Source organism: Endozoicomonas numazuensis (assembly GCF_000722635.1).
Taxonomy (GTDB): Bacteria; Pseudomonadota; Gammaproteobacteria; order Pseudomonadales; family Endozoicomonadaceae; genus Endozoicomonas_A; species Endozoicomonas_A numazuensis.
The window spans coordinates 1,278,941-1,292,968 of sequence record NZ_JOKH01000001.1 but is presented as its reverse complement, the minus strand read 5'-3'; the positions used below and the strand labels follow the sequence as shown (position 1 = coordinate 1,292,968).

Sequence of the window (14,028 nt, the reverse complement as noted above, 5' to 3'; positions counted from 1 at the left end):
TAGAGATGTTCATAGCGATAGAAACATATTTTGAAGCGCCTCCAGTAACGAGACACAGACAGCACATAATATTTTTCAAGATAAACCGCTATGAGCGAAAAAAATCATCGAATACGAGTTTCAGACCAAGGACTTTTTTCCATGAATATTCTTAAGCTGCTTGAAGACAGAGTCATCAAAGCACTGATGGCTGCCGGAGCTCCGGAAGATACCCCCACAATGGTTCGACAGAGCGCACGTGCCAACTTCGGTGACTACCAGTGCAATGCAGTGATGGCTGCAGCGAAGAAAATGGGACTCAAGCCTCGTGACCTGGCTCAGAAAGTAGAAGAAAACCTGGATCTGGAAGGCATTGCTGAAAAGACTGAAATTGCCGGGCCAGGCTTTATCAATATCTACCTCAAGCCTGAATGGCTGGCTGCCAAACTGCAGGAAGCCTTGAAGGATGATCGTACCGGTGTAGCCTCGGTCACCACCCCGGAAACCGTAGTTGTGGATTACTCTGCGCCCAACGTTGCCAAAGAAATGCACATTGGCCACATTCGCTCCACCATCATCGGTGATGCCACAGCACGTACTCTGGAATTTCTGGGCCACAAAGTTATTCGCCAGAACCACCTGGGCGACTGGGGCACCCAGTTCGGTATGCTGATCGCTCACCTAGAAGAACTGGAACAGGACAGTCAGGAAGCCGAGGCTATGGAACTGGCCAGTATGGAAACCTTTTACAAGGCTGCCAAAAAGCGCTTTGACGATGACGAAGAGTTCGCCACCAAGGCCCGGAAGTACGTTGTAGAATTACAGTCTGGCAATGAGCACTGCCTGAAGCTCTGGAAAAAACTGGTTGATATCACCCTGTCTCACAATCAGGAAGTCTACGAGCGACTGAATGTTTCCCTGACGCCATCCGACGTCATGGGTGAAAGCGCCTATAACGACAGCCTGCCAACCATCATTAAAGAGCTGGACAACAAAGGTTTGTTGAGCGAAGACCAGGGAGCCAAAGTGGTTTTTCTGGACGAGTTCAAAAACAAGGATGGTGATCCGATGGGCGTCATCATCAAAAAATCCGGTGGAGGCTTCCTATACTCCACCACCGACCTGGCAGCACTGCGCCACCGAACTCACAGCCTGAATGCTGATCGCGTGCTCTATTATGTCGATGCTCGTCAGGGGCAACACTTTAACCAGATCTTCACCATTGCCCGAAAAGTGGGCTTTGTAAATGAAGACACCCGTACTGAACACCATGCGTTTGGCATGATGCTGGGCAAAGATGGCAAACCCTTCAAAACTCGTGCGGGTACGACCATTAAACTGGTTGACCTGCTGGACGAGGCTGAAGAACGTGCCGCCAGACTGATTGCTACCAAAGCCTCTGACCTCAGCGAAGAACAAAAGGTTAAAGTCATTAAAGCGGTTGCCATGGGATCGGTGAAATACGCCGACCTGTCTAAAAACCGCACCAGCGACTACGTATTCGACTGGGATACCATGCTGGCTTTCGAAGGTAATACTGCACCTTACCTGCTCTATGCATACACTCGGGTTAAAAGCATTTTCCGTAAGGCCGGTGTTTCTGAATCCGATCTGGCTGGCAACATTCTTATCGAAGAACCTACAGAAAGAGACCTGGCTCTGAAATTGAATCGTTTCAGTGAAACCATTGAACAAGCTGCCCGAGAAGGCACTCCCCACGTGCTTTGCAGCTACCTGTATGACCTGTCCGGCGCGTTCATGAGTTTTTATGAAAATTGCCCGGTGAACAAGGAAGGTGTTAGCGACCCGGTTAAAAACAGTCGTTTACAACTCTGCGCTCTGACCGCCCATATTCTCAAAACAGGCCTTGATCTGATGGGTATTGAAACAGTCGAACAGATGTAATCCTGCTCACATCTATCCAATGCCGGCTTCTGAAGCCGGCTTTTTTTTTCTGCCTTTATTCAGGCAAACTTTTCAGTAGGCTGACTTGATCCCTCAAAAGGCAAAAACTCATCGGCCGATGCCTGAGCCCAGTAATCGCTGTATCCGAAAACATCTTCCCCCTCCAGCAAGCACCGTGCTTCCAGGACTGAGTAAATAGTGGCATAAGAGGCTTCTGTCTGATCAGCCAAACGGCGAAAGATATGCCTCGCACACAACGGGTCAGGGCTTTCCAACCCCATAGCACCGACAATATCCAGAAAGCTGGCCACCGTAGCCCGATGGTAGTTCGCTACCCTGATCTGTTTTTCAGCAATATTAATTGCCTTTCCCCTGATCGGATCCTGAGTCGTTACTCCGGTTGGACAATGGTTCGTGTTGCACTTCAAGGCCTGAATACACCCTACAGCAAACATCATGGCTCTGGCCGAATTACACAGATCTGCCCCCAGAGCGATTTTTGTCACCATATCAAAGCCTGAAGCCACCTTACCGCTGGCAATAATTTTCACTCTGTCTCTAAGACCCGTCCCCACCAAACTGTTATGTATAAAAACCAGTGCTTCATTCAGCGGCATCCCCAGGCGATCAGTGTATTCAACTGGAGCGGCCCCAGTCCCTCCCTCAGCGCCATCAACAGTAATAAAGTCCGGAGCCAAACCGGTTTCCAGCATCGCTTTACAGATACCCATAAACTCCACCCTGTTACCTGGACAGAGCTTAAAACCTACCGGTTTTCCCGAAAGACCCCGGAGACGGTCAACAAATAGCATCAACTCTCTTGGAGTAGAAAAGGCTGAGTGTGCGGGAGGAGACACAACCGTCACGCCTTCGGGCACACCTCTGGCTTCAGCAATTTCTTTCGAGACTTTGACCGCAGGCAGAACACCACCATGAGAGGGTTTGGCTCCCTGAGACAACTTAATCTCAACCATCTTCACTGCTTCATGCTTCACTTTCTCAGTAAAAACGTCTTCGTCGAAGCCTCCCGTTTCTGTACGACATCCGAAGTAACCCGTTCCGATCTGCCAGATCAGATCTCCCCCTTCTGCCAGATGATGCTGACTTAATCCTCCCTCCCCCGTATTTTGAGCAAAGCCCCCCCTGCGTGCCCCTGCATTCATGGCTTTAATGGCATTGGCACTTAAAGCACCAAAGCTCATACCAGAAATATTCAACCTTGAAGCCAGATAAGGTTGTGGACAAGAATGTCCACCGATCAATACCTTTCCATGAGAAATATCAACCTGCTTGGGTGTCAGGGAATGATTGGCACGATGATGGCCACAATCGGTCAGGTCAAACTGGGTGCCAAAAGGCTGGGTTTCGGAATTCCCCTTGGCTCTTGAATACACCAGGTTACGGATTTCACGATTAAAAGGTCTGCCGCTCTGATTCGACTCAATAAAATACTGATGAATCTCAGGACTGATAAATTCCAACGCATAGCGCATATGGCCAATGACCGGATAATTTTGCAAAACGTTATGACTGGTCCAAGTCAGATCAATAAGCCCAACCAGGATATAAGGCACCAGAAAAACAAATAGCCAGAGCAGTCCTGGCCAGAAGAACGACAGCATCAGCGTTATCAGCGAACCGCCAATAGCAATCCAGAAAAACAATTTACGGGCCATTTCTTCACCTTATTCAGCGAGAAAATTCAGGGAGCTGAGTCAGATGGATTTGAGTGTTGATGATAAAACGGGCTTTGGCAATTCTCCTCCGTTGTCTGAAGAGCGATGATTCAACACCTAATATCAGGATCTGAGTTCACCTACACAACTAAGGATTTGTCCCAAAATAACTTCCCGATTTTCACCCGGACTCCGTTCGCCCTGAGCCTGTCAAAGGGTTATGGCATTGGGCTTCGACAAGCTCAGCCCGAACGGATTTTGAGGAGACTTTAATAGAGTCAATGCCTGACCTCTCAATGCTGAATTCGCACCTGAGAGGACAGAACTGCAGGAATATCAGATTAAACTTCGAGATTGAAAGTAACGGGTCCATCATTCAACAAAGACACTTTCATGTCCGCCCCAAAACGGCCGGTTGCCACATCATGATGAAGAGTTTGTGCACACCCAACAAAATAATTGTACATTTTCTCACCATGATCAGGTGAAGCACCGGAGCTGAAACCGGGACGCAGTCCTTTGCGGGTATCGGCCACAAGAGTGAACTGCGAGACAACCAGCAGCCCGCCTCCGGTCTCTTTCAACCCAAGGTTCATTTTTCCATCCTGATCACTGAATACCCTATATTTCAGTACCTTGTCCAAAAGTTTGTCGGCTTTTGCCTGATCATCGTCTTTTTCTACACCCAGTAAAAGCAACAATCCTTCACCGATCTCACCTACGGTTTTACCGTCTACTTTTACATCGGCAAACTGAACACGTTGGATCAATCCACGCATGGGTTATCCTACTTCAGAAGTTTATCAAGGGTATCAGCCCCAACCTTGACGACCGGGGCTTCGATGAAAATCACTGGAACGGTTTTATCATCAACCGAATTTAACCGCCAACTTATCCGTTGCGATCACTAAAGCGTCTACGATACCAGGCTCGGTGGAAGCGTGACCCGCCTCCCTGACAACCTGAAGCTCAGCTTCGGCCCAATGATCCGCCAGCACCTGGGCATTATCCAAAGGGCAGATCATATCGTAACGACCATGGACAATAATGCCTGGAATCTGATCGATATATTTCATATCACGAATGATTTGGTGAGGTTCAATAAAACTGTCATTCATAAAGAAGTGAGCTTCAATTCTTGAAATAGCCAGCGCATTGTGAGGCTCACTGCAGTACTCCTCTACATCCGGGCAGGGCTTCAAAGTACTGATTCGCCCTTCCCATAGAGACCAATGCTTGGCAGCACTCATTCGTGCCAGTTCATCATCGCCGGTCAAGCGACGGTAATAAGCTTCCAGCATATTACCTCGTTCACTTTCCGGAATAATTTCTTCAAAATGTTTCCAGTGATCTGGAAATACTCTTCCGGCACCACTTTCACTGTAGAGCCAGTCAAAATCTTTCTGTCTGGAGAGAAATATACCCCTGAGCACCATAGCCATAACTCGTTTAGGATGAGCCTGAGCATAAAGCAGAGAAAGAGTAGAACCCCAGGACCCTCCGAACAAAATCCACTTATCAATGCCCAAATGCTCTCGGATCAATTCCATATCCGCAATCAGGTTCTGGGTGGTATTCCCTTTCAATTCTGCATGGGGAGCCGATCGGCCACAGCCGCGCTGATCAAAAAGGATAATCCGGTATTTCTCGGGATCAAAAAAACGGCGTGCTTTCTCCGAAGCGCCCACCCCCGGTCCACCATGGACAAACAATACAGGAATACCGTCAGGACTCCCGCACTCTTCCACATATACTTGATGAACAGCATCGACAGCCAGTTTGAAGACAGAGAATGGCTTGATAGCCGGGTAAAGCGTGCGCATGAACCTTCCTTCAGAAGTCACTGAATCAAGCGAAGCCAGTCAGCCGAACAAACAGAGTGTTTGATCCACTCCCTGAACCTATGACTCTGTACATTACTCTTAAAAACCAAAGTTTCCAAGAATTGTCACAGGTATACAACCTTAAGGAACTTTTACATCTCAGAACTATCAGAGTTTCATAGCTGATCAGGAAAGCAAGGAGCGTTCCTGCATAACAATGAAACAACGAGTAGGACTCAATGAACCATCCATTTATTCACAGAACCATTTATTTATTGATAAGTGCTTTGACCCTGTCTATTGCAACAGGCTTATCTCATGCTGCTACAGTAGATGTCTTCCCAATGACTCATCCTGATGAGCTGAATGAGTATCTCTCAAGTCATAGTTATAAAACGCCTGAAAGCTGCACAAAAAGCGCTGACCAGGGCAGTTGCTGGGCCCGATCCATCATGAAAGTGCTCAGTGACAAGGAACTCATAGAAATCTATCGCCAGGTCAGACAGCACCTCGAATATTACGATAATGACCAGATCAATCCAGCTGCTTTGCATATCTATATGGAAAGTCATACTGTTGGCCCTTCTCTGGGTGTGCCTATCAACAACCTGAACATTCAGCTGGCCATTCTTCTAAAGAAAAAAATCCTGACAGTAACGTTATTACCTGATGGACGGATAGCCACTCAGACCTTCACAGGGTTTGAAGGCGGCAGCTATGAAGTTGAAGAGAACATTATTTCTCTGGCTGAAGAACCAGAAACACTCTTCAGCGCCCTACTCACAGCAGATATCAGCCTCCTTTTAACACCTGGGGAGGGAGATACTCCCGGTCATGTACAACCCATTATCTTCGATTTTCAACCTCGACAGGCTCCAGAAGAAGTGTCTGTTAAAAGCTTGCTGAATTCCATAGTAAACAGCCCCGTCAGGGTGCTTGATATTTTTGCTGCCAGCAGTGGTGATATACCTTCTTACTTTTTCTCAGCGCTTCGATTCGGAGCCAGCAACGACAATGAGTCCCTCACCCAACTGAGGAGAGATAGGAAAAAACGTGAAGAGACCACAGCGAAAGCCAAGCTGCAACAAGAAGAAGAAAAGCGTAGAGAAGAGGCAGCCAGGAAATACCACGAGGGCGACACCGCTCGTTTCTGCAAAAACTGTGCAAAAATTGTAGCCAAACTGGGTGCTATCGGTGTTACAGCCGCTGCTACCTATCAGAAATGGGAAACCGTTAAAGGTTATTTACAAAGTTTCTGGAATGGAGTCATTGTACCCCGAATGCCCTTGATAGCCCGACTGGGCGGTATGGGTGAAGGAAAGGCTGGAGATATCCCCCCCGAATTGGCCAGCTATATAGATACCTTGCCGCAGAAAGGCCATGTAGCCTGGAAATACATCTATTCCAAAGCAGATAACTACGTTAAGTCTCTCGGACCTAAGACGCAGCCTACCCAAGGATTTGCCCATGCGATGCTAACAGCGGTCAATGCTATTCGTTCCAGACCACAAACTTGTGGCAGTACTCCTATGCCAGCAGTAGTAGCGCTAAAGTGGAATCATTCTCTGGAGGCAGCGGCTAAAAGACATTCTTTAGATATGGCAAACAAAGATTTCATGGATCACAAAGGTTCAGATAATAGCCAACCTGATGAACGAATTGAGGCACAGGGTTACATCTGGAAGAGCTATGGTGAAAACGTTGCCGCCGGCTACTCCACGGTGGACGAAGTTCTCAAAGGCTGGATGAGCAGTCCGGGACACTGCAAAAACATCATGAACCCCCATGTCACCGAGATGGGAGCCAGCTTCGTAGAGAAAGCCTTTAGTCAATACGAGATTTATTGGACTCAGGTTTTTGCTTCGCCGAGATTCTAGGAGGCTGACCGAGAATAGCGTCCGAGCATAAAATTCAGTAGAACGAGTCAGCTTTTTCACTGAATTTGTGCGAATAGTTGACCTATTTAAGCAAATTCAGTGGAAAAGATGGCCGTTCTTTCTGGATTTTAGGCCGGGCTGTCTATTCTCGGTCAGCCTCCTAGAAACCTTGGGCAATTGGCTAAGACTTCTAACCGGGAGCCTGACTCCCGGTTAGAACAGCCAATCAATTACTTGCTGCGACTGGCACGCTTGCGCTCATGCTCTTTCAGGAATTTCTTACGAATACGAATGTGGTTTGGCGTTACTTCCACCAGCTCATCATCGTCAATAAATTCCAGAGCCTGTTCCAGAGAATGCTTCACATGAGGCGTTAACTGGATATTCTCATCTGTACCTGATGCTCGAACGTTGGTCAGCTGCTTACCTTTAATCGGGTTAACCACCAGATCATTATCACGATTGTGCAGACCAATTACCTGACCTTCATACACTTCCACATTAGGTGGCAGGAACAAACGACCACGGTCTTGAAGGTTCCACAGCGAATAACCCAGTACCTTGCCATTAACCATGGAAATCAATACACCGTTCTGACGATGGCTGACAGAACCATCTTTCACTTCACCATAGTGATCAAAGACATTCGTCAGAATACCACTACCGGATGTCATGGTCAGGAACTGAGAGCGGAAACCAATCAGGCCACGGGCCGGCATAGTAAACTCAAGACGGATACGACCCTTGCCATCAGGCACCATGTTGGTCAGTTCTGCTTTACGCAGCCCCATCTCTTCCATCAATGAACCCTGATGCTGTTCTTCAACATCAATCACTACGTGTTCAAAGGGTTCCTGCAAAACACCATCGATCTCACGCACCACAACTTCAGGACGGGAAACACCCATCTCAAAGCCTTCACGACGCATGGTTTCAATCAGTACAGACAGGTGCAGTTCACCACGACCGGATACCTTGAACTTATCAGCATCTTCACCCTGTACAACACGAAGTGCTACGTTGTGCAGCAGTTCACGCTCCAGACGGTCTTTGATATTACGGGAAGTAACGTACTTACCATCCTGACCAGCAAAAGGAGAGTCATTAACCTGAAAGGTCATACTAACGGTAGGTTCATCAACCGTCAGTGGCGTCAGTGCTTCAACATGGCTTGGATCGCAAAGAGTGTCAGAAATGTTCAGCTTGTCGATACCCGTTACACACACAATATCGCCAGCACGAGCTTCTTCAACTTCGACACGCTCCAGACCCAGGTGACCCATCACCTTCAGAATCTTGGCATTACGTTCCTTGCCATCAGCACCAATCAGACGAATTGGGGTAGAAGGCTTCAGGGTACCACGCTTGATACGGCCGATACCGATGACACCCAGGAAGCTGTTGTAGTCCAGGGCAGAGATCTGCATCTGGAAAGGTGCGTCAACATCAACGTCCGGAGAAGGTACGTTCTCAACAATCATCTTGAACAATGGCGTCATGTCTTCGGCCATATTTTCAGGATCATCACCGGCAATACCGTTCAGGGCAGAAGCGTAGATAACCGGGAAATCCAGCTGTTCTTCAGTCGCACCCAGACGATCAAACAGATCGAACACTTCGTCCATGACCCAGTCTGGACGAGCACCAGGACGGTCAACCTTGTTGATAACTACGATAGGGCGCAAGCCCTGCTCAAACGCTTTCTGGGTTACAAAACGCGTCTGAGGCATAGGACCATCGACAGCATCCACCAGCAACAGAACCGAATCCACCATGGACATTACACGCTCCACTTCACCACCGAAGTCGGCGTGTCCAGGGGTGTCCACAATATTAATGTGGTAGTCCTGCCAATTGATCGCTGTATTCTTGGCCAGGATGGTAATGCCTCGTTCCTTTTCCTGGTCATTGGAATCCATGATGCGCTCCGCCCCCTGATCCTTACGACCCAGAGTTCCGGACTGCTGCAGCAGTTTGTCAACCAGGGTAGTTTTACCGTGGTCAACGTGTGCGATGATGGCAATATTGCGTAACTTTTCTATCACTATCTTTCTCTCTTGAAATCTTGTAGAGGCTGTCTGGAAAACCGGGGTCGAGATAAAAACTCAGTCGAACGAGTGGCAACCATGAACGTTCTGAACAGTCTCGATCAATTCGTGTGAAATAGTTGATCTATTTAATCGAATTGATCGAAACAGTCGTGAACGCTCTAGCAGTCTTGAACGCTCTAACAGCTGCGGACGCACTTTCTGAGTTCTTTGCCGATCGTTTATTCCAGCCAGGCTCTCAGGAGCGGTGCATCACAGCCGCGACCTTGTCCACTTCTACATCTGCCAGCCTGGCGTAGGTGGTACAAAATGTCTGGTCCTTAATCAAATACTGAACATCCTGCTCATATCGAGCGAGATGATGTAAATTCCTGAGCCTTAACTCTTGTTTCAGGGGGCTTCGGCTAAAGCGCATATCGGCAATGTCTATCAGCCCAAGAGCCCCATCAGGCAATTTCAGAATATTACCCATGTGCAGGGAGCGGAAATAAATGCCCTTCTCGTGGAGTTGGGCAATATATCGAGCTACCTGCTCAGCCAGAATGCGGTTTTCACCTTCATTCAGAGCCGGAAAAACCTGTCTGAGCGTCTGACCCGGTAAAGGCCGATAATGTACAGCCGTATTCTTATACCTTTCCAGACGATAGCAGCCAATGATGTCAACGGTTTGAATACCCCTGGCAGTCAACTCAATAGCATTTCTGGCAAACCGGACAGAATATGGCCTGAGCCAGGCGGAACTGATGGTGCTTTTAACCCGAAAGAGCTTTAAAAAAGTCTTATCCTTCAGCCTCAGGACCTTATAGCCGTCATGATCCTGTTCAATCACCTCAGCTCCTTCCGTCATGGCTTGATAAGCCGTGGAAGATAACCGCTGCATACCACTCATCTGTGTTGAATACCCACCATTACCGAGAACAATTCTCTGCATTATTAATGAATAGATGCCAGGGAATTGTATTCATAGCTCATGGCTGTATGCTGAACAGTCTGGCTCAACTCTTTTGAGATCATAGACCCAAGTCAGCATTTCCATAAAAAAAAGGCGGCCAATCATACCCTATACCGAGCAGAAAGTACCCATGAAGCTATGCTAAAATCGTCTTTTACAGTAAAAAGCATGGTTTTCAAGACTGTATCCATTGAGCCTGCCGCCAGATTCATCCAGAATAGCCTCTCATTTTCAACTGATTACAATGGCCATGTCAGAACAAGCCAAGGCGGGAAGCCTGCAGATCTACCTGCGCCTTCTCAGCTATGTAAAGCCCTACTCGGGCTTTTTTGCCCTAAGCCTGCTGGGCTATGTCATTTTTGCTCTCAGCCAGCCTGCGTTTGCCCGCTTGCTGGAATACTTTGTTGAAGCGCTTGAAGGGAGCTTCGCCACTATTAACAAAGATCTGGGGGGTGCTCTCCCTGCTTCCATCATGACCTCGGTAGCCCTGATCCCACTGGTCATGCTGTTTATAGCCATATTCAGGGGCATCGGTTCTTTTCTGGGTAACTACTTTCTGGCCAAGGTCTCGCTTTCCGTTGTCCACGACCTGCGCTGCCTGATGTTCAACCGTATGATTCAGCTGCCCAACAATTACTTCGACAACAATAACTCGGGTCATCTGATTGCCAGAATCACTTATAACGTCGGTATGGTCACCACGGCTGCCACCGACGCAGTCAAGGTGGTTGTCCGGGAAGGTCTGACGGTTATCTTCCTGTTTGGCTACCTGATTCTGACTAACTGGAAACTGACTCTGGTATTTATTGCTGTCGCCCCACTTATTGCCCTGGTAGTCAGTACCGCCAGCAAGCGCTTTCGCAAACTCAGCACCAAAATCCAGACATCTATGGGAGATCTGACCCATGTCAGCTCCGAGTCCATTAATGGATATCGTGTCGTACGTGGTTTTGGTGGCGAGAGCTATGAGACCAATCGTTTCTTTACCGCCAGTGACCGTAATACCCGACAGGGTCTGAAAATGGTCAAAGCCTCAGCGGTACATACACCCACTCTGCAGTTTCTGGTAAACAGTGCCCTGGCTGTATTGTTCTTTCTGGTTCTCTGGCTTAAAGGGGATGCCACAACGGCTTCTCTGGTCAGTTTTGTCACAGCAGCGGCATTGCTACCCAAGCCTATTCGTCAGCTCAGTGAAGTGAATGCCAACATTCAAAAGGGTATTGCCGCTGCAGAAAGCATTTTTGAAATGGCAGACCAGCCACAAGAGCCAGACCACGGAACGTTTGAAAAGAGCAGAGTGGAAGGTAAGCTGGAATTTCGCAATCTGATTTTTCAGTACCAAAATGCGGACAAGCCTGCCCTTAACAATATCAGCTTCACAGTAGAGCCGGGAGAAACCATTGCTCTGGTCGGCCGCTCCGGGTCAGGAAAGACCACACTGGCCAACCTGGTTCCTCGATTCTATCTCCATGAGCAGGGTGAGATTCTTCTGGATGACACTCCGATTAATCAATATGCACTGAAGAATCTTCGTAGCCATATTGCTCTGGTAGACCAGAATGTCACCCTCTTTAACGACACTGTTGCTCGCAATATTGCCTATGGCGACCTGCGAGACAAAGACGACTCAGACATTCATCTGGCTGCTGAAGCAGCCCATGCCAACGAATTTATCAAGAACATGACCCAAGGCATGGATACTCTGGTGGGTGAGGACGGTGTTCTGCTCTCTGGTGGCCAGCGTCAGCGCCTAGCTATAGCCAGAGCCATTCTAAAAGACGCCCCTATTCTGATTCTCGACGAAGCCACTTCGGCCCTGGACACTGAATCCGAACGTCATATTCAGGCTGCACTGGATGAAGTCATGAAAAATCGAACGACTCTGGTCATTGCTCACCGGCTCTCCACCATTGAAAATGCCGACCGTATTATCGTGATGGATAAGGGTGCAATTGTCGAAAGTGGCACTCATGCAGAGCTGCTGGCCAAAGAAGGTCACTATGCCAAACTGCACCAGATGCAGTTCCAGGAAGAGCAAGAAGAAGCCATAGAGGTAAAGCCTCTGGACTCTTCTCAGCCAGGAGCCTGACTGGGAATAGTGGTCGAATATGATATTCAATAGAACGAGTCAGACTTTTTAAGGGCTGAACTCTTTCAGAAAACCAAGGTCTTACCATGGAATTACCCCTCGGGACGTTTTCATGGTAAATCTACCAGGAGCCGGGCTGAGTTGATTGATCGGTCAGGCTCTTATGATACCCAAGTGGAAAAGACTGAATGAAACTGACTCTGCCACGATTTGATCAAGCCAGGGTTCTGGTGATTGGCGATGTCATGCTGGATCGCTACTGGCATGGCGGCACCTCCAGAATATCCCCTGAAGCGCCTGTGCCTGTCGTTCGCGTCAACCAGATTGAAGATCGTCCTGGCGGTGCTGGCAACGTAGCCCTGAATATCGCTTCGCTGGGTGCTCCAGCTTGGCTGATTGCCGCCACAGGTAATGATGAAGCGGCCGATTCCCTGCAAACTCGCCTGGAAGCGGCGGGCGTTTACTGCGACTTTGCCCGACTGGACGATATCCCAACCATTACCAAACTCAGAGTCATTAGTCAGCATCAGCAATTGATTCGCCTGGATCATGAAGAAGCATTCACTGGCTTGAGCAGCGATATTCTGAAAGAAAAAGCAGCTAACCTGCTGGAAAACATTGGGGCCGTTATTCTTTCCGATTACAACAAGGGCACTCTGCAAAATCATCAGCAACTGATCAAACTGGCTAGAACCCGCGGTATCCCGGTTCTCGTAGACCCCAAAGGCACAGATTTTGAGCGTTACCGTGGCGCTACGGTTATCACCCCCAATCTGCACGAATTTGAAACCGTTGTAGGTCCCTGCAAGGATGAGCAGGAGCTGGTCACCAAAGGTCACGCGTTACTGGAAGAGCTTGAACTTGAAGCGCTACTCATAACCCGAAGTGAACACGGCATGACTCTGATCCGCAGAGACGAACAGGAAGTTCACCTGCCTGCCAGAGCCAGGGAAGTATTTGATGTCACCGGTGCCGGAGATACGGTTATTTCCACTCTGGCCACGGCACTTGCTGCTGGAGCTGAGCTCCCTAAAGCAGCGGCTCTGGCCAATATTGCCGCTGGTATCGTGGTTGCAAAACTGGGTACCGCTACCGTGAGCATGCCTGAGCTGCGTCGTGAGGTGAACCGGGAGCTGGGGGCAGAACGAGGCGTAGTCACTCGTGACCAGCTCAAGATTGCTCTGGAAGATGCCCAGGCACATGGAGAGAAGATCGTCTTCACTAACGGCTGCTTTGACATTATTCATGCCGGTCATGTGGGCTATCTGGAGCAGGCTCGTCAGCAAGGTGACAGACTTGTTCTGGCTATCAACAGCGATGCCTCTGTTAAGCGATTGAAAGGCGAAGGCCGCCCCATCAACTCGGAAGATCGCCGAATGGCTGTACTGGCTGGCCTGGAAGCTGTGGACTGGGTCGTTTGCTTTGAAGAAGATACACCTGAAGAACTCTTGAGAATGGTCAAACCTGACGTCCTGGTCAAAGGCGGCGATTACACCATTGATGAAGTAGTCGGTGCTCCTATCGTCTACGAATACGGTGGTGAGGTTAAGGTTCTGGCATTTCTGGATAACTGCTCGACAACCGCTATTGTTGAAAAAATCCGCAAAGACAAAACGTCCTGAGAAGCAGCCTGATGCCTTCCCCTGAATGAGAGAAAGTCCAGGCTTTCTCTCATTCCC

Annotated in this window: 9 protein-coding genes; 4 read left to right on the top strand and 5 right to left on the bottom strand. The window is 48.7% G+C overall.

Features of this window, described 5'->3' with window-relative positions; all coding sequences use genetic code 11:
- Nucleotides 1–141 precede the first annotated feature (141 nt).
- Nucleotides 142–1,884, top strand: coding sequence for an arginine--tRNA ligase (gene argS, locus GZ78_RS05685; RefSeq protein WP_034834294.1), 1,743 nt, complete (start codon nt 142–144; stop codon nt 1,882–1,884).
- 59 nt (nt 1,885–1,943) lie between these two features.
- On the opposite strand, the gene GZ78_RS05680 is transcribed toward argS, so the two are convergent.
- From GZ78_RS05680 to pip, 3 genes are all read right to left on the bottom strand, one after another.
- Nucleotides 1,944–3,560, bottom strand: a complete 1,617-nt coding sequence (locus tag GZ78_RS05680) for an FMN-binding glutamate synthase family protein (RefSeq protein ID WP_051785858.1) — start codon at nt 3,558–3,560, stop codon at nt 1,944–1,946.
- Between the two features lie 341 nt (nt 3,561–3,901).
- Entirely contained in the window at nt 3,902–4,339 is a 438-nt protein-coding gene (gene dtd / locus GZ78_RS05675; RefSeq protein ID WP_034833394.1) for a D-aminoacyl-tRNA deacylase, read from the bottom strand.
- Between the two features lie 90 nt (nt 4,340–4,429).
- The gene (pip, locus tag GZ78_RS05670) at nt 4,430–5,383 is read right to left on the bottom strand and encodes a prolyl aminopeptidase (protein ID WP_034833392.1); all 954 of its coding nucleotides are present in this window, start codon (nt 5,381–5,383) and stop codon (nt 4,430–4,432) included.
- Nucleotides 5,384–5,622: 239 nt separating this feature from the next.
- Here pip and GZ78_RS29955 point away from each other — a divergent pair, with 239 nt between their 5' ends.
- A complete protein-coding gene (locus GZ78_RS29955; RefSeq protein WP_051785857.1) occupies nt 5,623–7,260 on the top strand; it encodes a CAP domain-containing protein in 1,638 nt (545 codons plus the stop codon).
- A 230-nt stretch (nt 7,261–7,490) separates the two neighbouring features.
- On the opposite strand, the gene typA is transcribed toward GZ78_RS29955, so the two are convergent.
- Both typA and GZ78_RS05655 read right to left on the bottom strand, forming a co-directional pair.
- A complete protein-coding gene (gene typA / locus GZ78_RS05660; RefSeq protein ID WP_034833391.1) occupies nt 7,491–9,305 on the bottom strand; it encodes a translational GTPase TypA in 1,815 nt (604 codons plus the stop codon).
- A gap of 241 nt (nt 9,306–9,546) precedes the next feature.
- Complete coding sequence (locus GZ78_RS05655; protein ID WP_034834290.1) at nt 9,547–10,188, bottom strand: BUD32 family EKC/KEOPS complex subunit; 642 nt, start codon at nt 10,186–10,188, stop codon at nt 9,547–9,549.
- Nucleotides 10,189–10,510: 322 nt separating this feature from the next.
- Here GZ78_RS05655 and msbA point away from each other — a divergent pair, with 322 nt between their 5' ends.
- Both msbA and hldE read left to right on the top strand, forming a co-directional pair.
- Nucleotides 10,511–12,349: a lipid A export permease/ATP-binding protein MsbA gene (msbA, locus tag GZ78_RS05650; RefSeq protein WP_201772656.1), complete on the top strand. Its 1,839-nt coding sequence runs from the start codon at nt 10,511–10,513 to the stop codon at nt 12,347–12,349.
- A gap of 188 nt (nt 12,350–12,537) precedes the next feature.
- On the top strand, nt 12,538–13,971 hold the full coding sequence (gene hldE, locus GZ78_RS05645; protein ID WP_034833389.1) for a bifunctional D-glycero-beta-D-manno-heptose-7-phosphate kinase/D-glycero-beta-D-manno-heptose 1-phosphate adenylyltransferase HldE: 1,434 nt from the start codon (nt 12,538–12,540) through the stop codon (nt 13,969–13,971).
- Nucleotides 13,972–14,028 lie beyond the last annotated feature (57 nt).